Here is a 17,740-nt window from a genome sequence, read left to right on the forward strand (position 1 = left end):
TACTAGCCAATTGCACGCAAGTGCACTGCGAAGCGCTCGGCCAGCCACTGTGCCGCCGGCCCCAACGGCTCGTCGCGGCGCCAGGCCAGCTCTACCACCAGCGCCGGCGGCGTCCACTCGCTGGCCAGTTCGACCATCTGCGCCTGGTAGGTCGGGTACTGCACCACATGCCGCGGCAGCCAGGCCCAGCCCAGCCCGCGCATCAGCAGCTCGGCCATCGCGTAAAAGCTGTCGGCGCGCCAGATCTGCGGGCTGATCGGCTCGCCGCCCGGATAGCCGCTGGCTTGCGGAGTGATCAGCAATTGCCGGTGCCGCGCCAGTTGCTGGCGGCTGACCCACGGTAGTTGCGCCAGCGGGTGATGCACCGCGCACACCGTGACCATCTCGACGCTGCCCAGCGCCCGCCGCTCCAGCGCCACCGGCATCTGCTCGTGATGGAACAACAGCCCAAGGTCGGCACGCCGCTCCACCAGTTTGCGTGCCACATCGCCCTGGGCGCCGCTGGCCAACTGCACTTCAAGCAGCGGAAATTGCGTGGCCAGGGCATCGAGGCTGTCGATCACCGGCTGATAGGGCATGGCCTCGTCCTGGGCCACCCGCAATTGCGCCTCTTGCCCACGCAACAGCGCCAGCGCGCGGCCGTCGAGGCGCTCACACTGGCGCAGCAGCTCGCGGGCATCCTCCAGCAAGGCGGCGCCGGCCGCAGTGAGCTGCGGCTGGCGGCCACTGCTGCGCTCGAACAGGCTCACCCCAAGGTCCGCCTCCAGCAGCGCGATGCCGCTGCTGATCGCCGACTGCGCCCTGCGCATCTCGCGCGCCACGGCGGAAAACGAGCGCTGCTCGGCTACCCTGACGAACAGCCGCAGCTGTTCGAGATTCCACTGCTCGGCCATCTAGCCTATCTCCAAATCAGATGGGAAATGACTTTACCGCATCCGGTCATCCACTAAAATGCCCGACCAGATCAGAGGATTACCGTCATGAATGCCTACACCTACCTGGCCATCGCCATCTGCGCCGAAGTCATCGCCACTGCCTCGATGAAGGCTGTGAAGGGCTTGAGCACGCCGCTGCCGCTGCTGCTGATGGTCTGTGGCTATGCCGTGGCGTTCTGGATGCTGACCCTGGTGGTGCGCAGCGTGCCGGTGGGCATCGCCTACGCCATCTGGTCGGGCCTGGGCATCGTCCTGATCAGTATTGCCGCGTTGCTGATCTACGGGCAGAAGCTTGACCTGCCGGCCATGCTCGGCATGGCCATGATCGTCGGTGGCGTGGTGGTGATTCAGGTGTTCTCGAAAACCACCGGGCATTGATCGCCACACGGTAGATCGCGTTACAGGCTGTATACTGCGCCTCTGTCCCAGTTTGTGAGGTGCGTGCATGCCATCCGTTATTTCCACCGACGTCCTGATCGTCGGCGCAGGGGTCGCAGGCCTCTGGCTCAACGCCCGCCTGCGCCGCCTGGGCTACTCGACAGTGCTGGTGGAACGCGCCAGCCTCGGCGGCGAGCAGACGCTCAAGTCGCAGGGGATCATCCACGGCGGCGCCAAATATGCCCTGCACGGCGCCCTGACCGGCGCTTCGGAAGCCATTGCCGACATGCCACGCCGCTGGCGCGAGGCCCTCGATGGCTGCGGCGAGCTGGACCTGTCGGGGGTCCGCCTGCTGTCCGAGGCCCACTACCTATGGTCGCCCGGCACCCTGGCCGGCAACCTGACCAGCTTCTTCGCCAGCAAGGCCGTGCGCGGCCGGGTCGATCAGGTCAAGGGCGACCAACTGCCACCCGCCCTGCAAGACCGCGCCTTCAAGGGCAAGGTCTACCGCCTGGCGGAACTGGTGGTCGACGTGCCGAGCCTGCTCGCCCGCCTCGCCGAACTGGCCGGTGACAGCCTGCTGGCCGGCGAACAGATCGAACCGCTGCGCGAACAGGACAAACTGGTCGGCCTGCGCGTCGATGGCCGCGAGATCCGCGCCCAACGTGTGGTGCTCAGTGCCGGCGCCGGTAACGCCGAACTGCTGCAGGCGCTGGGCTTGAGCCAGCCGGCCATGCAGCGCCGGCCGCTGCACATGGTCATGGCCAAGGGCCCGAGTCTGAAACCGCTGTACGCGCACTGCCTGGGGGGTGGGCCGAAGCCACGCATCACCGTCACCAGCCACCCGGCAGCCAACGGCGAGTGGGTCTGGTACCTGGGCGGTGACCTGGCCGAAGCCGACGGCGTGGCGCGCGATCCGCAAGCGCAGATCGCCGCCGCGAAAAAGGAAGTGGCGAGCCTGCTGCCCTGGGTCGACCTGAGCCAGGTCAACTGGGCCACCGTGCGCATCGACCGCGCCGAACCAGCACAATCGGGCCTGGTGCGCCCGGACAACGCCTTCCTCGCCGAGGAACAACCGCTGCTGGTCGGCTGGCCAACCAAGCTGGCCCTGGCCCCCGACTTCAGCGAACGGGTACTTAACAGCCTCGAACGCGACGGCATCAAGCCCGGTAACTACCCTGCCCTACCCGACCTGCCGCACCCGCCGCTGGCCACCCCGGTGTGGGAGCAACTGTTGCCATGAGCCTGCCAACCCTGCACACCCTGCAACGCCCACTGGGCAGCACCGGCCTGACGGTTTCGCCGCTGGGCCTGGGCACGGTCAAGCTTGGCCGCGACCAGGGCGTTAAATACCCCAACGGCTTCACCATCCCTGACGACGAGCAGGCCCGCCAGTTGCTGGCACAGGCCCGCGAGCTGGGCATCAACCTGATCGACACCGCGCCGGCCTATGGCCGCAGCGAAGAGCGCCTCGGCCCGCTGCTGCGCGGGCAGCGCGATGAATGGGTGATCGTCAGCAAGGTGGGTGAAGAGTTCGAGAACGGCCAATCGCGCTTCGACTTCAGTGCCGCGCACACCCGGCTGTCGGTGGAGCGCAGTCTCAAGCGCCTGGAAACCGATCATCTCGAGCTGGTACTGGTGCATTCGGACGGCAACGACCTGCATATCCTGGAGCAGGAAGGGGTATACGACGCCCTGGAGCAGCTGAAACAGGACGGCAAGATCCTCGGTTACGGCTTCTCCGGAAAGACCGCCGCCGGCGGCCTGAAGGCACTGGAGCGCGGCGACTGTGCAATGGTCACCTACAATCTCAACGAGCAGGGCGAGCGCCCGGTGCTCGACTATGCTGCCGAACACGGCAAGGCGATCCTGGTAAAGAAGGCCCTGGCCAGCGGTCACGTGTGCCTGAGCCCGGGGGTCGACCCGGTGCGCGCCAGCTTCGAGCTGCTGTTTGCCCATCCGGGCGTGTGCAGTGCTATTGTCGGCACCATCAACCCCGTGCACCTGGCCCACAACGTGGCGACCGTCGCGCGGGTACTCGAACAGCGCTGAGCCGCCGCCGCGGCCGACCCCAACGCAAGAAGGCGCCGACATGCCGCGAACGCTGATCCGCAAGAACCCGAGCAACTTCAAGACCCTGCCGCTGCACGTCGAGGCCGGCCCGGATGGGCTGACTTACCAAAGCATCGGCCGACCGCTGAACTTTGCCCAGACCTTGCAGCGGCGCAAGGCCATCCAGCTTGCCGACAGCGAGCGGTTTGCCGTGGAGCTGGCCAACCTCGGCGTTTCGGTACGCCTGACCCTGCACTGGCAGAACCGCGACTACTGGGTGTTGGTGCGCCAGCGCCGGCAAGACCGTGGCGATGTGGTGCTCAAGCTGATCTCCGGCTACGTCCCGGCACAGGAGCTGAACCTGCCACTGCACACCGCCGTGCAGGAAGTGGCCGAGGAGTGCTTGCTGGAGACCCCGCAAGGTTGGCTCGGCGGGCGTTTCAACGACACCTGGCTGCCAGCGCCATATGCCGACGCCCTGCACTACCGCGAAGCCTTGCCGTTCGTACTGACACCACACTCCGGCGCGGCGCGACCGGTGCGCTGCGGCAACCTGCAACTGATCGAGCGGCCACGGGCCTATGTGCACCTGCCGACGGCATCGTTGCAATTGATCTACGACCTGCGCCTGCAGGTACCGCGGGAGGCCAAGTCGCTCAGCCTGTTTCACGTCGATGAGCGGCTGGAGGGCGATCAGTTGGTGGCGCGGCTTAACCGGAGCCGGCCGGACCTGTACCTGATGCCACTGGAAGAGGGCCAGCCGCGCGCCGAGCTGTACACGCTGAAAAAGGATCGGCTGGTGCCGGCAAGTACCCGTGGGCTGTATCTGGCGGAGAGCTTCGCCCGCCAGGAAGGCTGGCTGGTGCGCGATGAGCGGATTCGCTGGAAGGACTGGTTGCGCCAGCAGGGGCTGGTGGCACAGAAACCGGAGTCGGGGTTGAAGCGGCTGACCGGCAAGGCCCGGGAGCTGTTGCAGATGGCGCTGAACAAGTAATACGGCTTGAGGGCCTCATCGCGGGACGAGTCGGAACGCCGCACCGCCGCTCCCACAGGGTATTGCGTTTCCCTTGTGGGAGCGGGCTCGTCCGGCGATGCTTTTGCAGATGCCTCAGTGCTTGCGGATTTTCTCGACAATCGCCGTGGTCGAGCTGTTCTCGACCAGGCCCAGCACCTTCACCGTACCGCCATAGGCCTTGACGATGTCGGCGCCCACCACCTGCGCGATGCCGTAGTCCCCGCCCTTCACCAGCACATCCGGCTTGACCTGGCTCAGCAGGTTTTCCGGGGTACCTTCCGGGAAGCTGATGACCCAGTCCACCGCCCCCAGGCCGGCCAGCACGGCCATGCGCCGGTCGACGCTGTTGATCGGCCGACCCGGCCCCTTCAGACGGCTCACCGAAGCATCGTCGTTGACCGCGACGATCAACCGGTCGCCCTGCGCCCGCGCCTGCTCCAGATAGGTCACATGCCCGGCGTGCAGGATGTCGAAGCAGCCGTTGGTGAACACGATCTTCTCGTTGTGCGCCCGCGCATCGTCGATAGCCAGCAGCAACTGGTCGAGGCTCAACACGCCACGCTCGGAGCCTTCTTCGCGCTGAATCGCCCGACGCAGCTCCGGTGCGCTGATGGCCGCGGTACCCAGCTTGCCCACCACGATGCCGGCGGCCAGGTTGGCCAGGCCAACGGCATGCGGCAGCTCTTCGCCGGCAGCAATCGCTGCCGCCAGGGTAGAAATAACCGTATCGCCAGCACCGGTCACGTCGAACACTTCGCGCGCTCGCGCGGGCAGGTGCAGTGCCGGATGCTCCGGGCGCAGCAGGGTCATGCCATGCTCGCCACGGGTCACCAGCAAGGCGCCCAGCTCCAGCTCGTGCATCAGCTTAGCGCCCTTGGCGACCAGCTCGGCCTCATCGGCGCAGCGGCCGACAATGGTTTCGAACTCGCTGAGGTTCGGGGTAATCAGGCTCGCGCCACGGTAGATCGAGAAATCCTTGCCCTTGGGGTCGGCCAGCACCGGAATGCCCTTGGCCCGCGCCGCCTGGATCAGGCTCTGGTGGTTCTTCAGTGCGCCTTTGCCGTAGTCCGACAGCACCAGCACCTTGACCCCTTCGAGCAGGGTGTCGACTTCGGCGCCCAGCGACAGCGGGTCGGTGGCGAAGGGTTCTTCGAAATCGATACGCAGCAGTTGCTGGTGACGGCTCATGACCCGCAGCTTGACGATGGTCGGCTGGTGGGCAATGCGCTGGAAGATCGACCGCACACCGGCAGCCTGCAAGCTGTTGGCCAGGCTGTCGGCAGCTTCGTCCTGACCGGTAACACCGACCAGCGACGCCGGCGCGCCAAGCGCGGCAATGTTCAAGGCAACGTTGGCTGCACCGCCGGGACGATCCTCGATTTGCTCGACTTTCACCACCGGGACCGGGGCTTCAGGCGAGATGCGTGAAGTACCGCCATGCCAGTAGCGGTCGAGCATGACATCGCCGACCACCAGCACCGGGGCTTGATCGAAACGCGGCATGGATAACTTCATGGGCAACCCATATAGACAAATTGAACAGGGGCGGGATATTAGCACAGGCAACGCGCCAGCCAGATTACAGCCGGTTACCTGCAGTGACGGCCCGGGCGCAGGACGCGCCCAGGCCTATTGCGATCAGGTGATGTCGGCCTTGCTCGGCTCGTCCAGGCCCATCGCATGCAGGCGCGCGTAGAAGCCGTTTTCGGCCAGCAACTGCTGGTGCGTACCGCGCTCGACGATCCGCCCCTGGTCCATCACCAGGATCAGGTCGGCTTTCTCGATGGTCGACAGACGGTGCGCGATCACCAGCGTGGTGCGCCCCTTCATGACCTGGTCGAGGGCGGCCTGAATGTGCCGCTCCGACTCGGTGTCGAGCGCCGAGGTGGCCTCGTCGAGAATCAGCAGCGGCGCGTTCTTCAGCAGCGCCCGAGCAATCGCCAGACGCTGGCGCTGACCACCGGACAACAGCACGCCGTTTTCACCGACTTCGGTGTCCAGGCCCTGCGGCAGTTGCTCGATGAACTCCTTGGCATAAGCATCGGCAGCCGCTGCCTCGATGTCGGCACGCGGCGCGCCGGCGAGGTCGCCATAGGCGATGTTGTTGGCCACGGTGTCGTTGAACAGGGTGACGTGCTGGGTAACCTGGGCAATGTGCTTGCGCAGGTTGCGCAGGCGGTAGTCCTCGACCTCGATGCCGTCGAGCAGGATTTCGCCATGCTCGTGCTGGTAGAAGCGCGGGATCAGCCCAGCCAGGGTCGACTTGCCGCTGCCGGAGCGGCCAACCAGGGCGATCATCTGCCCCGGCTCGGCGGTGAAATTGATGTCGTTGAGCACCGACCGTTCGCTACCCGGGTAGGCGAAGCTCAGGTTGCGCACTTCCAGCCGGCCACTGACGCGATCACGCTCGATGGTGCCGGTATCGACTTCCGGCTCGACGTCGAGCTGTTCGAAGATACTGTCGGCCGCCGCCACCCCCTTCTGGATGGTCGAGCTGACTTCAGAGAGCTGACGGATCGGCTTGGGCAACAGACCGGCGGCGGTGATGTAGGCCACCAGGTCGCCGGCCGTGGCATCGCCACGCAGGAACAGCACCAGGAACATCAGCACGGCCATCGCCGAGTAGATCACCAGTTGCAGCATCGGCGTGTACACCGCGCCGGTCTTGGTCATGCGCAGTTGCTTGTCGGTGTTGCTCTGGCTGGCCTTGGCGAAACGCTCCTGCTCGTACTGCTCGCCGCCGAAGCTGCGCACCACGCGATAGCCCTGGATGGTTTCCGAGGCCACGTGGGTCACGTCGCCCATGGCCACCTGGATCTTCTTGCTCTGCTTGCGGAATTTCTTGCTCGCACTGCCGACCATCAGGGCAATCAGCGGCAGGATCGCCAGCATCACTAGGGTCAGTTTCCAGTTCATCCACAGCAGGTAGATGAACAGGAACACCACGGTCAGGCCTTCACGGATCACCACCTTGATGGCATCGGTGGCGGCGCCGGTGACCATGGTCACGTTGAAGGTGATACGCGAGATCAGGTGCCCGGAGTTATGGTTGTCGAAATAGCGGTTGGGCAGCACCAGCAACTTGTTGAACAGCTCGACGCGCAGGTCATGCACCAGGCCCAGCGAGACCTTGGCCAGGAAGTAGTTGCCCAGGTACGAACCCAGGCCCTGCCAGGCGGCGATCAGCACGATCAGCAGCGGCACGGCCTGCAGCAGTTGCAGGTCCTTGAGGTACGGCACGGTCGGGAACAACACCGCTTCGGGGTTGCTCAGGCCATCGACGAAATACTTGAGAATGCCGGCCAGCATGGGCTGGGTCGAGGCGAAGATGATAAAGCCGACGATACTGAGCAGGAAAATGCCGATATACGGCTTCACATAGCTGAGCAGACGGAAGTAGATCTTCAGGCTCGATGGGGCAGCAGATTCGGGAGCAGTCATGAGAATCCGTCGTGTGAAAAAGAGGCGCGATTGTATCACAAGCGGTTTTCGCCACCCCCTGCTGCGGTAAGATAGCCGGCCGTTCAAGCCTCAGGGCCTCTACACCGGAGTATCGATGCAAGCGCTCGACCATGCCCGCTACCTTGCCCTGCGCGAAGGTGCGCACGTTCTGGAAGCCGATGGCACCGGCGACAAGGTATTACGCCTGCGCGACGGCTCGATGCTGAAGCTGTTCCGGCGCAAACGCCTGATCACCTCGGCCGCCTGGTACCCGTACGCGCGGCGCTTTGCCGACAACTGCAAGACCCTCGCCGAACGCGCCATCCCCTGCCCGCAGGTGCGCCAGGTGTACCGCATCGCCGAGATCGCCCGCGACGCTGTGCATTACGACCCGCTGCCAGGCAAGACCCTGCGCCAACTGCTCGACGAACCGAGCAGCGGCGACGAACTGCGCCGTCAGTTGGGCAGGTTCATTGCCCAGTTGCATGAAAAGGGCATCTACTTCCGCTCGGCGCACCTGGGCAACGTGGTGCTGACCCCCGACGGCCAGCTTGGCCTGATCGACATCGCCGACCTGCGCACCTACCGCCGCCCACTGCGCAAGGCCCAGCGCCTGCGCAACTTCAAGCACATGCTGCGTTACCAGGAGGATCGCGCCTGGTTGCTCGGCGATGGCCACGCGGTGTTCGCCAATGCCTACCTCGGCGCCCAGGCCACCTGCAACGCCAACGAACTGAGCCTGGCCCTGGCCTGAAACCAATCGACCACCCCGAAGGGTGGTCGATGGCTACAGCAGTAGAAGCATCAGAAGGTGTTGCGGCGCGACTGCTGCAGCACTCGGCCCAGCACCATCGCGGCCGGCAGCAGCACCAGCGGCCACAGCTCGTCGGGGTTGCCGATCAGCTTGCTGCCGTCGAAGTTGAGCATCACCAGCGCGCAGGCCAGGTACAGGCCCCAGGCATCGCGCAAGCGCCAGGCTTGCCACAGGGTGATGGCCATCACCAGCAGGAACAGCGCCAGCGAAACACCGCCGGTGTAAAGCCCCATGGCCACGAAGATGTTATGCGGGTGCTGGATCGGCATTCCGCCTCCAAGTGTCTGCGTGGTCACGAACTCAACCCCGCAACCCAGCATCCAGCCGCAATTGCGCCACTCACCCGTCATGATCCGGAACAGTTCCACCCGATACGAGTCACCACGGTTGAGCAATGACAGGAACCAGGCTTCGTCGCGCACCGCCCACAAGACCAGCGCCAGCAGCACTGCGCCGGCGACCAGGCCGAGCACACCGCGCTTGGGGTAATGCCATACGACGCAGGCCGCCCAGATGGCAAACAGGAACGCCGCGCCAACCAATGCCGTACGGGTCTGCATTACAAACGCGACCCCCACCAGCGAGAGGATGACCGCAGCGCCAGCCTCGATCCAGCGGCGTTCCTTAACCCACGCGGGCATCGCGAGGGCCAGGGCGCACAACAACCAGATACTGGCATAAATGACGTTCTGCAGACGCGAGGGCAACAAGTCTACCCGCGCACCGAACGCAAATACCCCAGTGAGGTAGCCATACGCAGCATAGCCAAAGATGTACAGGCAGAGGATCCAGAACATTCCACGCACAAATGGCCCGCTGCGGAACAGGTCGGCATCGAGCAGCCCCGCCACGATAAACACGAACAGCGCCACGTAGAGAATGTGCTTGTAGAACTGGCCATCACTGGCAATCGCCGCGGGAACCAGGAACCACAGCAGAAACGCCAGCCATGCCCAGGTCAACGGTTGCGCCAGCAAGCCGGCGCCGCGCTCCTTGATCAAGAACACCAATCCAGGCAGTGCGATAAAGGCGTAAAAGATGTTGTTCGTCCATTTGGACGAATCCATCAGTATGTAACTGAGCAGAAACACAATGGTCATCGCACCGAAATAGCGCCGACTCGTTCTGTTTTCCACGTTTACCCCACTAAATAACATTCAGCAGCCAACCTATAACCAATCCAATGACCAGCGCTCCAATGAGTTTGAAGCGATCCCTGCGTTTCCGGCGTTGCTTGTTGAGGCGCTCTTGCGGCACCTCGACATGCCCACCAAAACCTGTGTGCAGTACGGCATCGTTTTCCAGGATCAAGGCATAACGATTTTCGCCGGCGTACAGACGTGAAAGTGCTTTTTCCCCGGAGTGCCCGGCATACGGGGCATGTTGCTGGTAATCGGCCAGTCGGCGCAGCCCGGGGTTGAACGAGAAACCCTGCCAGTCGGGCTTGTGCGAGCCCAATTGGTAGAACGGGATGCCATCGAGCACCTGCCGTTCGTTGAGGAACACATACGGGCTGTGCACCTGCAGATCGTGGTTGAAGCTGCGCAGCCACACCTGCAAGGCTTGCGGGTCGGCCTCGAGCAGGGCCTGGGAGTCTTCGATAAAGCCGGGGCGGTAAAAGTCCCAGTCGTCTTCGCAGTGGAACACCCAGGTGGTCTTGATCTGGGCGTAGGCCACGTCGATCGACCGCATCTGGCCCAGTTTCGGGTTGTTGACGATGCACGTGGTGTGCTCGCGCCAATGCGCCGGCACACAATCGCGCACCGCCTCGTCGCCGGAGTCTTCGGTAATGAAGACTTCGCGAATCGGCGCGGTGTTGTAGCGATCGAAGCTTTCCAGGGTGCGCTTCAACAGGTCGAACCGGCCGCAGCTGGTCACCATCAGCGTGATTTCACTGCTTTGGCTGAAGACCATCATTGTTCCTCGTAAAAAATAGGGCGGGCTCAAAAGCCGACGACGCTACGCAACTTTTCCCACCAGCTGGCTTCGCCTCGCGGACGCAGCGGCGCGCGCATTGCCTCGACGATTCGTTTACCCAGGGCATGGAAGGTGAAATGCTGCTCGGCCAACTGCTGGCCATTACGCGCAATCGTATCGGCCAGCGCCGGGTCGGCACGCAACTGCTGCAACTTGGCGCGCAGTTCGGCCAGGTCCCGGTACAGGACGATGTTGTGCAGATCGACGAAGCCCAGCGCGCGATTCTCTTCTTCGCCCTGATCAAAGGCAAACAGCACACAGCCACAGGCCATGGCTTCGAAGTTCTTGATCATGTATTCGCCCATGCCGACATCGGCACTGACGAAGTAGCGAATACGGCTGAGGGTCTGGCTGTACTCCTCACCCGAGTTGGTGCGCGTGATGAGCAGGTTTTCCACTGCGGCGATCGACTCCAGCATCGCCTTGCGCCCGGAATAGGCCACGCTGCGCAGGCTGCCGACGAAGGCCAGCTCGATATCGCGCTCGCGCTGCTCATGACGCAACAACGCCTGGTCGTAGCCCTTCGGCACGAACACGGCATCGAAGCCCTCGTCGCAGAGCTTGCGGGTGACCACCGCACCGGACGTGATTACCCGTGCCCACGGCAGCTTGCGGTAATACTCGCTGAACTTGCCGGTGTACTTGCAGGGGATGTAATTCTGGTAGGCGTCGTGCTCGAGGATCACCAGGTTAGGCAGCGTACGAATGAAACCGGCCTGGCGAATTTCCTTCTTGAAGCGCAGGAAGAACAGAATGCGGTCGTAGTCCTCGACCTTTACATGCTGGCGGAAGTAACCGCGCAGGTCGTCCTGTTCGGCAGAGCTCAGCCAGCGAATATCGCACTCGCAATCGGCGGCGATGCCGTCGTACAGACGGTCCAGAATAGCCCGCTGTTCTTTCTGAACCAGAAAAAGGACTTTCACTGTTGCACTCTCTTGTCAGCCTTCGCGCCGACCCAGAACAGCTCGTGCCGACGCACGGCCTTGCGGAAGAATTCGTTTTCACCAAAAGCCGGCCATTGGCGACCGGCCAGATAACGCTGCAGGAACCGCCGCAGGCGACGCTTGAAAGGAGGACTGGGCTGCAGGTCGTGCATCATGCCCAAAGACATAGCCTTGTGCCACTGTGTTTCAGTGCTCACCGGTAAAACCCAGGGACGCATCGGCACCTGGCTGTCGAAGTGCGGCGGCAACGCCACCCCGCTGCCAGCATTGCCCATCGGCCAGCGATCGTTGTCGTGCAGGTGGTTGGCGTACTGCAGGATCACCTCTGGCTGCCATTGCGTTTGCGCGAGGGCTTCGATCACTGCATCGCGGGCACAGATATGGTCCGGGTGTGGATCAAGCCGCGGTTCGGGCAGCACGATGGTCGCCGGCCGGATCTGCTCGATCAGTTCACCCAGGTCCTGGATCAGGTTGCGCCACGACGGCACGCCATCGGCATCGCTGCGCAGCGCCAGGCTGTTGAAGCGCCGGAACAGGCGGGTGTCGTGCAGCTCGGCTTCGCGCGATCCCACCGCCAACGCCGGCTCGGCCTGCATCGCCGGCAGTTGCAGGCAGAAGTAGCCTAGCTGCACGCAACGCTGTTGCGGCACACCGGCCCAGAGCGGCACGCTGATGCTGTCCCAGGCGCGCAGTTGGCCCTTGAGGCGTGCCGCGGCAACAGGCTCCAGGCCCATGTCGCGGTAGTGTTCGGTTTCGATTTCACCGGCAGTCAGGGTGACGATCCAGCTTTCCGTGGCCTGAGCGTAGGCGCCAAATGCGGCCAGTTCGGCATCGTCGGCGTGGGGCGCGATGACCAGGAGCGGCCCTTGCAGATAATCCGGGTGCCGACAGACCAACAGCTCGACGTCGTCATCCAGCCGGCAATGCCACCCACTCAAGCGCAAGCGCCCTTCGTTCAGTGCAGCATGCTGGCCGGTCAGGTTCAGATAGCGAATGCCCTGCACACCTCGCTCGAATGCCTGGCAATCGTCGACATCGCCTTGGATACGCACCGCCGGGTCGAGAAAGCGCCCGAGCCAGCCGCCACGCAGGCGCACCTTGAGCAGCAGGGTGTCGCCCGCTTGCAACGTGCAGCCTTGCGGCAGACTCAGCGTGCCCTGATCCAGTTTCAGCGCATGACGCTGATCGGCATCAAGCTGGTAGTCGTAATCGCTGGCCGGGGTGTAGAACAGGTGGTCGGAGAACCAGGCTTCGTGGCCCACCCACAGCAGCACACCCAGCAACACCGGCAGCCACCAGGCCAGCCAGGTGCTGGCCAGCAGCACGAACAAGGCGACCAGCAGCACCAGGCGCTTGCGTTTACGGTGCTGTTTGAGCAATTGCTGCTTGCGTGCACTCATCGGTCAGACCTGAAATACGGGGACGCGGCCACACCAACGATCCTTGTATTCCCGATCAGCCCGCCCGAAGGAGAAACGCAGCGGTTTGCCAGCAGCCCGGGCGTGTTCCCATGCGGACTGGGTGTTGAGGAAGCTTAGTACGCTGCCCGGGCTGAAGTCGCGGGTTTGCGGGTCGACGCCGCCATTGACGTATTCGACGCTCACCCACTCTGGCGCCTCGACCCGGTACACCAGCTGAATCGCAATCGGGTTTTCATTGAGGAACACCACCGAGCCGATCAGCAGCGGGCGCAGGCGCTCGACCACCTCGGCCATACGCTCGGCACCGGTTGCGACAAACTCCCAACGGCGCAGGAACAGGTCGCAGTACATCGCCGCAATTTCGTCGCTGCGGAAGTCGCTGATCGGCTTTACCACGCCACCGGCTTCTTCCAGCAGGCGCAGTTCACGGCGCTGGTTGTAGCGGAACTTTTTCGACAGGTCTTCCGGCGTGCGGGCCATGGCCAGTTGCTCGGCCTGCGGCTTGAGGCCGGTAAAGCGGCCCTGGTTCAGCTCGGACAGATAGCGCCCGGCATGCCGCAGCGGGGCCTGCGCATCGGCCGCCGCCGGCAGGATCAATTCGGCGTTGCCCAGGTCGAACAGGCCTTTCTTGCCATGCCGCTTGAGCACGTCCTTGGACAGCGCCAGGTGCCGTCCCCACGTCGGAATGGCCGCCTTGAGTTCGCCCTGCTGTGCAAAGCCCAAGTAGCGCACCGGGATTTCGGCCAGTTGCGCCAGTTGCTCGATCACCAGCGGGTGTGTAGCGACGCTGCCGCCGAAACGCTGCCAGGCCTGCGCGTACGTGGCGGCGTCGATTTCACTCCAGCCACGCTCGCGTACGGCTTGAATTCGATTGAACATCACGCCTCCGCGGCCAGCGCGACGACCTGCGGCAGACGCCAGAACGCCTCGCGCACCGCGCTGTCGGAAAACCGTTGCTGCAAACGCTCAAGCATGCGCTCGGCGCACGCCCGGCGCTGCGTTTCGTCCAGCCCAGCCAAGTGTTGCAGGCCCTGGGCCAGACGCTCGGCATCGCCCAGTGGGAACAGCAGGCCAACACCTTCGACCACTTCGGTAGCGCCACCGCAATGGGTGGCCAGCAGCGGTACCCCAGCGACCATGGCTTCGAGCAGGACCATGCCGAACGGCTCATGGTCCGAGCTCAGCGCAAAAGCGTCGAACGCCCGGAAGTAACGCCGGGCGTCCGGCACCTGGCCGAGGAAGTCGACCTGGGCGGCGATGCCCAACTTGCCGGCCAAGGCCTTCAGGTCTGCTTCCAGACGGCCCTTGCCGAGCACCGCCAGCCGCGCACCGGCCGGCAAGCCCGGCAGCGCCGCAGCAAAGCCGCGCAGCAGGGTGGCCTGATCCTTGTCCGGATGCAGGCGACCGACGTTGCCGACGATCCAGGCCTGCGGGTCCAGCCCAAGCACCTGGCGTGCTTCGGCAGCGGGCACCTGCACAGCCTGCAGGGCTTCGATATCGATACGGTTGTACAGCGTCTGGATACGCTCGGCCGGCCATTTGCGCAGGCACTTGCGCATGTCGTCGCGCACCGCGTCCGACACCCCGAGCAGGCTCAGGCGCTTGCTGAACAGGTTGGCGAACAGCTGACGGCTGCCACGCTTGTAGTCATCGAACGCATGGTGCACGCCGATCACCGGCAGGCGGGTCGCCAGCAGGGTGATGTAGATCGGCTTGAAGCGATGCGCGATGCAGAAACTGAAGTTGCGGCTGGCGGCGATCTGCCGCAGCGCGCGGATGGCGCCCAGCTTCAGGCCACGGATGGCCTTGGAACTGAACTCCATGAACAGCACTTCGTCACTGGCACAGCCGGCCGCTACCTGCGGGTCGGCCTTGCCGGTGAGGAACACCGTGGTGACCTTGTAGCCACTGCCGGCGAACAGGCTGGCGTACTGACGGGCGCAATCGAGGAAAGGCCCGTCATAGCCGTGACAAAACTGCAGGACCTGACGATCAGCCGAGCGAGTCATAGGTGTCCGCGCCGTCCTTGACCACCAGGATGTCTTCCATGATCAGGTATTGCAGGTCGGAGCCGAAGAACATGTTCAGCGCGTCGGTCGGCGAGCAGATCATCGGTTCGCCACGACGGTTCAGCGAGGTGTTCAGCGACACGCCATTGCCAGTCAGGGTTTCCAACGCCTTCATCATGTCGTAGTAGCGCGGGTTGTACTCGCGCTTGAGCACCTGGGCCCGCGAGGTGCCGTCTTCGTGGACGACTTCCGGCACGCGGGTCTTCCACTCTTCAGCCACTTCGAAGGTGAAGGTCATGAACGGAGCCGGATGGTCGATCTTGATCATCTGTGGCGCAACGGTGTCGAGCATCGACGGGCAGAAAGGCCTCCAGCGCTCGCGGAACTTGATCTGGTGGTTGATCCGGTCGGCGACGCCTTCGACGCTTGGGCAACCGATGATCGAACGACCGCCAAGGGCCCGCGGACCGAATTCCATGCGGCCCTGGAACCAGGCCACCGGGTTGCCGTCGACCATGATCTTGGCGATCTGCTCAGGCATGTTGTCGAGCTTGCGCCATTTCGGTGCATCCGGGTGACGGGCACAGGCGGCGATCACGTCTTCGTTGCTGTACGCCGGGCCGAGGTAGACGTGCTCCATCTTCTCGACCGGGACGCCGCGGGCGTGCGACACATAAGCCGCCGCACCGACGGCCGTACCGGCGTCGCCGGAAGCCGGCTGCACGAACAACTCCTTGAGGTCCGGGCGGGCGATGATCTTCTGGTTCAGCTTGACGTTCAGCGCACAGCCGCCAGCGAAGGCCAGCTTGCCGGTTTCCTTGAGGATGTCGCCCAGGTAGTGGTCGATCATCTGCAATGCCAGCTTCTCGAACAGCGCCTGCATGCTGGCCGCGTAGTGGATGTACGGCTCGTCGGCGATGTCGCCTTCGCGCTTGGGACCCAGCCACTCGATCAGTTTCGGCGAGAAGTAGAAGCCCTTGCCCTTCTCTTTATAGCGGCGCAGGCCAATGACGTTGGCGTACTCGGTGTTAATGACCAGCTCGCCGTTTTCAAAGCTGGCCAGACGCGAGAAATCGTACTTGCTGGCATCGCCATACGGGGCCATGCCCATGACCTTGAACTCGCCGTCGAGCATCTCGAAGCCGAGGAACTCGGTGATCGCGCCGTACAGCCCGCCGAGCGAATCCGGGTCGAAGAATTCCTTGATCTTGTGGATCTTGCCGTTCTCGCCGTAGCCGAAGAACGTGGTGGCGTACTCACCCTTGCCGTCGATACCGAGGATCGCGGTTTTTTCCTTGAAGCCCGAGCAGTGGTAGGCACTGGACGCGTGCGCCAGGTGATGCTCGACCGGCTCGATCTTGATTTTTTTCGGATCGAAGCCCAGTTGCTCCAGGCACCAGACGATCTTGTTGCGGTAGCGCTTGTAGCGCCGGTTGCCCATCAGCAGCGCGTCGAGGGCGCGGTCCGGGGCGTACCAGTAGCGCTTTGCATAGTGCCAGCGGGCTTTGCCGAAGAGGCTGATCGGGGCGAACGGAATGGCCACCACGTCAACGTCGGATGGCTTGATGCCCGCCTGCTCCAGGCAGAACTTCGCCGATTCGTAGGGCATGCGGTTCTTTGCATGTTTATCGCGTACGAAGCGCTCTTCTTCAGCGGCGGCGATCAGTTTGCCGTCGATATACAGGGCTGCGGAAGGATCATGGCTAAGGGCGCCGGACAGGCCAAGAATCGTCAATGCCAAGGGTCTAGCCTCTTCAATCTTAAAAGTTGCGCCTCGGCCGTATGGGCGGATGGCAGCGAAAGGGCGGGATTATAACGTAAAGCGCTGTGCAATAACCCTAGCCATTGCACAGCCTCTCATTCAAATACACAGCACCTGGCGGTTACTCGGCGATCAGCCAATCCATCCGCCAACTGCCCTGGGTCTGCCCGAGGGTCTGCGCCAGCCACGGCATCAGCGTGCGCAGTTCTTCCTCCAGGCCCCACGGCGGGTTGGCGATGGCCAGGCCCGAGCCATTGAGGCTTTGTGGGGTGTTCTGCGGGTGCACGTACAGCTCGACGCGCAACAGCTTCGGCGCACCAGTGCTGGTCAGGTCCTGGTAGTAGCGGGTCAGTTGCTGCTGTTCCTTGATCGGGTACCAGATCGCCGCGACCGTCTGGCGCATGCGACCGATTGCCTCTTTCATCGCCACGGTGCAGCGCTTGAGCTCGTCGGGCTTCTCGAACGGCGGGTCGATCAGCATCACCGCACGTTTCTCCTGCACCGGCAGCAAGGCGCGCGGCACGTGCCAGCCCTCACCCAGGTGCACGGCGACGCGTGGGTCCTTTTTCATGTTGTCCTTGAGCATCTGGCCGTCTTCCGGGTGCTTCTCGTTGAGCAGCACACGGTCCTGCTGGCGCGCCAGGCGCCGGGCCAGCTCGGGCGAGCCCGGGTAGTAGCGCAGCTCGCCGTCCGGGTTCATCTTTTTCAGGATGCGCAGGTAGTCGGCAGCCGTTTCCGGCAAGTCGTCGCGCCCCCAGAGCCGCGCCACCCCTTCCAGGTATTCACCGGTGCGCGTCGCCTGGTCACCCTGCAAGTCATACAGGCCGAGCCCGGCGTGGGTATCGATATAAGCGAACGGCTGCTCCTTGCGTGACATCAAGGCGATCAGCCGGGTCAGCACAAGGTGTTTGAAAACGTCGGCATGGTTGCCGGCGTGGAAGGCGTGACGATAGTTCATGGCAACTCCTGCAAGGCGGAGAAGTTTACCTTGT

The 17,740-nt window shown here is 63.7% G+C and carries 16 protein-coding genes; 5 read left to right on the forward strand and 11 right to left on the reverse strand.

Features of this window, described 5'->3' with window-relative positions; translation table 11 throughout:
* Positions 1 to 2: 2 nt before the first annotated feature.
* Positions 3 to 893, reverse strand: a complete 891-nt coding sequence (locus tag DCO48_RS11640; RefSeq protein WP_116550757.1) for a LysR family transcriptional regulator — start codon at positions 891 to 893, stop codon at positions 3 to 5.
* 87 nt (positions 894 to 980) lie between these two features.
* On the opposite strand from DCO48_RS11640, the gene DCO48_RS11645 reads away from it, so the two are divergent.
* The 4 genes from DCO48_RS11645 (at position 981) to DCO48_RS11660 (ending at position 4,359) form a co-directional block, all read left to right on the forward strand.
* The gene (locus DCO48_RS11645; RefSeq protein ID WP_116550758.1) at positions 981 to 1,313 is read left to right on the forward strand and encodes a multidrug efflux SMR transporter; all 333 of its coding nucleotides are present in this window, start codon (positions 981 to 983) and stop codon (positions 1,311 to 1,313) included.
* 67 nt (positions 1,314 to 1,380) lie between these two features.
* Positions 1,381 to 2,556 carry an FAD-binding oxidoreductase gene (locus DCO48_RS11650; RefSeq protein ID WP_116550759.1) on the forward strand — a complete coding sequence of 392 codons (1,176 nt, stop codon included), beginning with the start codon at positions 1,381 to 1,383 and terminating at the stop codon, positions 2,554 to 2,556.
* Positions 2,553 to 3,365, forward strand: a complete 813-nt coding sequence (locus DCO48_RS11655) for an aldo/keto reductase (protein ID WP_116550760.1) — start codon at positions 2,553 to 2,555, stop codon at positions 3,363 to 3,365. The genes DCO48_RS11650 and DCO48_RS11655 overlap by 4 nt, the downstream gene beginning before the upstream one ends.
* 40 nt (positions 3,366 to 3,405) lie before the next feature.
* Positions 3,406 to 4,359 (forward strand): metal ABC transporter ATPase, encoded by a 954-nt coding sequence (locus DCO48_RS11660; RefSeq protein ID WP_116550761.1) that lies wholly within the window; start codon positions 3,406 to 3,408, stop codon positions 4,357 to 4,359.
* A 114-nt stretch (positions 4,360 to 4,473) separates the two neighbouring features.
* Here the strand turns inward: DCO48_RS11660 and hldE are convergent, their stop codons facing one another.
* Positions 4,474 to 5,895: a bifunctional D-glycero-beta-D-manno-heptose-7-phosphate kinase/D-glycero-beta-D-manno-heptose 1-phosphate adenylyltransferase HldE gene (gene hldE / locus DCO48_RS11665; RefSeq protein ID WP_116550762.1), complete on the reverse strand. Its 1,422-nt coding sequence runs from the start codon at positions 5,893 to 5,895 to the stop codon at positions 4,474 to 4,476.
* Positions 5,896 to 6,018: 123 nt separating this feature from the next.
* Positions 6,019 to 7,821: a lipid A export permease/ATP-binding protein MsbA gene (msbA, locus tag DCO48_RS11670; protein ID WP_116550763.1), complete on the reverse strand. Its 1,803-nt coding sequence runs from the start codon at positions 7,819 to 7,821 to the stop codon at positions 6,019 to 6,021.
* Positions 7,822 to 7,936: 115 nt separating this feature from the next.
* On the opposite strand from msbA, the gene DCO48_RS11675 reads away from it, so the two are divergent.
* The gene (locus tag DCO48_RS11675) at positions 7,937 to 8,575 is read left to right on the forward strand and encodes a toluene tolerance protein (RefSeq protein ID WP_116550764.1); all 639 of its coding nucleotides are present in this window, start codon (positions 7,937 to 7,939) and stop codon (positions 8,573 to 8,575) included.
* Positions 8,576 to 8,625: 50 nt separating this feature from the next.
* On the opposite strand, the gene DCO48_RS11680 is transcribed toward DCO48_RS11675, so the two are convergent.
* The 8 genes from DCO48_RS11680 to DCO48_RS11715 all read right to left on the reverse strand — a co-directional run bounded on the left by DCO48_RS11680 (position 8,626) and on the right by DCO48_RS11715 (position 17,706).
* Positions 8,626 to 9,792 carry an O-antigen ligase gene (locus tag DCO48_RS11680; protein ID WP_116550765.1) on the reverse strand — a complete coding sequence of 389 codons (1,167 nt, stop codon included), beginning with the start codon at positions 9,790 to 9,792 and terminating at the stop codon, positions 8,626 to 8,628.
* The gene (locus DCO48_RS11685; RefSeq protein ID WP_116550766.1) at positions 9,782 to 10,552 is read right to left on the reverse strand and encodes a glycosyltransferase family 2 protein; all 771 of its coding nucleotides are present in this window, start codon (positions 10,550 to 10,552) and stop codon (positions 9,782 to 9,784) included. The genes DCO48_RS11680 and DCO48_RS11685 overlap by 11 nt, the downstream gene beginning before the upstream one ends.
* A 26-nt stretch (positions 10,553 to 10,578) precedes the next feature.
* The gene (locus tag DCO48_RS11690) at positions 10,579 to 11,535 is read right to left on the reverse strand and encodes a glycosyltransferase (protein WP_116550767.1); all 957 of its coding nucleotides are present in this window, start codon (positions 11,533 to 11,535) and stop codon (positions 10,579 to 10,581) included.
* Positions 11,532 to 12,956 carry a PIG-L deacetylase family protein gene (locus DCO48_RS11695; protein WP_116550768.1) on the reverse strand — a complete coding sequence of 475 codons (1,425 nt, stop codon included), beginning with the start codon at positions 12,954 to 12,956 and terminating at the stop codon, positions 11,532 to 11,534. The genes DCO48_RS11690 and DCO48_RS11695 overlap by 4 nt, the downstream gene beginning before the upstream one ends.
* Positions 12,957 to 12,959: 3 nt before the next feature.
* Positions 12,960 to 13,856: an antimicrobial resistance protein Mig-14 gene (locus tag DCO48_RS11700; RefSeq protein ID WP_116550769.1), complete on the reverse strand. Its 897-nt coding sequence runs from the start codon at positions 13,854 to 13,856 to the stop codon at positions 12,960 to 12,962.
* The gene (locus DCO48_RS11705) at positions 13,856 to 14,986 is read right to left on the reverse strand and encodes a glycosyltransferase (RefSeq protein WP_116550770.1); all 1,131 of its coding nucleotides are present in this window, start codon (positions 14,984 to 14,986) and stop codon (positions 13,856 to 13,858) included. The genes DCO48_RS11700 and DCO48_RS11705 overlap by 1 nt, the downstream gene beginning before the upstream one ends.
* Complete coding sequence (locus tag DCO48_RS11710) at positions 14,970 to 16,727, reverse strand: carbamoyltransferase (RefSeq protein ID WP_116550771.1); 1,758 nt, start codon at positions 16,725 to 16,727, stop codon at positions 14,970 to 14,972. Before DCO48_RS11710 ends, DCO48_RS11705 begins: the two co-directional genes overlap by 17 nt.
* 142 nt (positions 16,728 to 16,869) lie before the next feature.
* The gene (locus DCO48_RS11715; protein WP_116550772.1) at positions 16,870 to 17,706 is read right to left on the reverse strand and encodes a 23S rRNA (adenine(2030)-N(6))-methyltransferase RlmJ; all 837 of its coding nucleotides are present in this window, start codon (positions 17,704 to 17,706) and stop codon (positions 16,870 to 16,872) included.
* Positions 17,707 to 17,740 lie beyond the last annotated feature (34 nt).

Source organism: Pseudomonas sp. SDI (genome assembly GCF_003105155.1).
GTDB lineage: Bacteria > Pseudomonadota > Gammaproteobacteria > Pseudomonadales > Pseudomonadaceae > Aquipseudomonas.

Bases quoted from the DNA above. Each gene is read 5' to 3' on its own strand.
- DCO48_RS11640 (WP_116550757.1), bottom strand. From the start codon at position 893: ATGGCCGAGCAGTGGAATCTCGAACAGCTGCGGCTGTTCGTCAGGGTA.
- DCO48_RS11645 (WP_116550758.1), top strand. From the start codon at position 981: ATGAATGCCTACACCTACCTGGCCATCGCCATCTGCGCCGAAGTCATC.
- DCO48_RS11650 (WP_116550759.1), top strand. From the start codon at position 1,381: ATGCCATCCGTTATTTCCACCGACGTCCTGATCGTCGGCGCAGGGGTC.
- DCO48_RS11655 (WP_116550760.1), top strand. From the start codon at position 2,553: ATGAGCCTGCCAACCCTGCACACCCTGCAACGCCCACTGGGCAGCACC.
- DCO48_RS11660 (WP_116550761.1), top strand. From the start codon at position 3,406: ATGCCGCGAACGCTGATCCGCAAGAACCCGAGCAACTTCAAGACCCTG.
- hldE (WP_116550762.1), bottom strand. From the start codon at position 5,895: ATGAAGTTATCCATGCCGCGTTTCGATCAAGCCCCGGTGCTGGTGGTC.
- msbA (WP_116550763.1), bottom strand. From the start codon at position 7,821: ATGACTGCTCCCGAATCTGCTGCCCCATCGAGCCTGAAGATCTACTTC.
- DCO48_RS11675 (WP_116550764.1), top strand. From the start codon at position 7,937: ATGCAAGCGCTCGACCATGCCCGCTACCTTGCCCTGCGCGAAGGTGCG.
- DCO48_RS11680 (WP_116550765.1), bottom strand. From the start codon at position 9,792: ATGTTATTTAGTGGGGTAAACGTGGAAAACAGAACGAGTCGGCGCTAT.
- DCO48_RS11685 (WP_116550766.1), bottom strand. From the start codon at position 10,552: ATGATGGTCTTCAGCCAAAGCAGTGAAATCACGCTGATGGTGACCAGC.
- DCO48_RS11695 (WP_116550768.1), bottom strand. From the start codon at position 12,956: ATGAGTGCACGCAAGCAGCAATTGCTCAAACAGCACCGTAAACGCAAG.
- DCO48_RS11700 (WP_116550769.1), bottom strand. From the start codon at position 13,856: ATGTTCAATCGAATTCAAGCCGTACGCGAGCGTGGCTGGAGTGAAATC.
- DCO48_RS11705 (WP_116550770.1), bottom strand. From the start codon at position 14,986: ATGACTCGCTCGGCTGATCGTCAGGTCCTGCAGTTTTGTCACGGCTAT.
- DCO48_RS11715 (WP_116550772.1), bottom strand. From the start codon at position 17,706: ATGAACTATCGTCACGCCTTCCACGCCGGCAACCATGCCGACGTTTTC.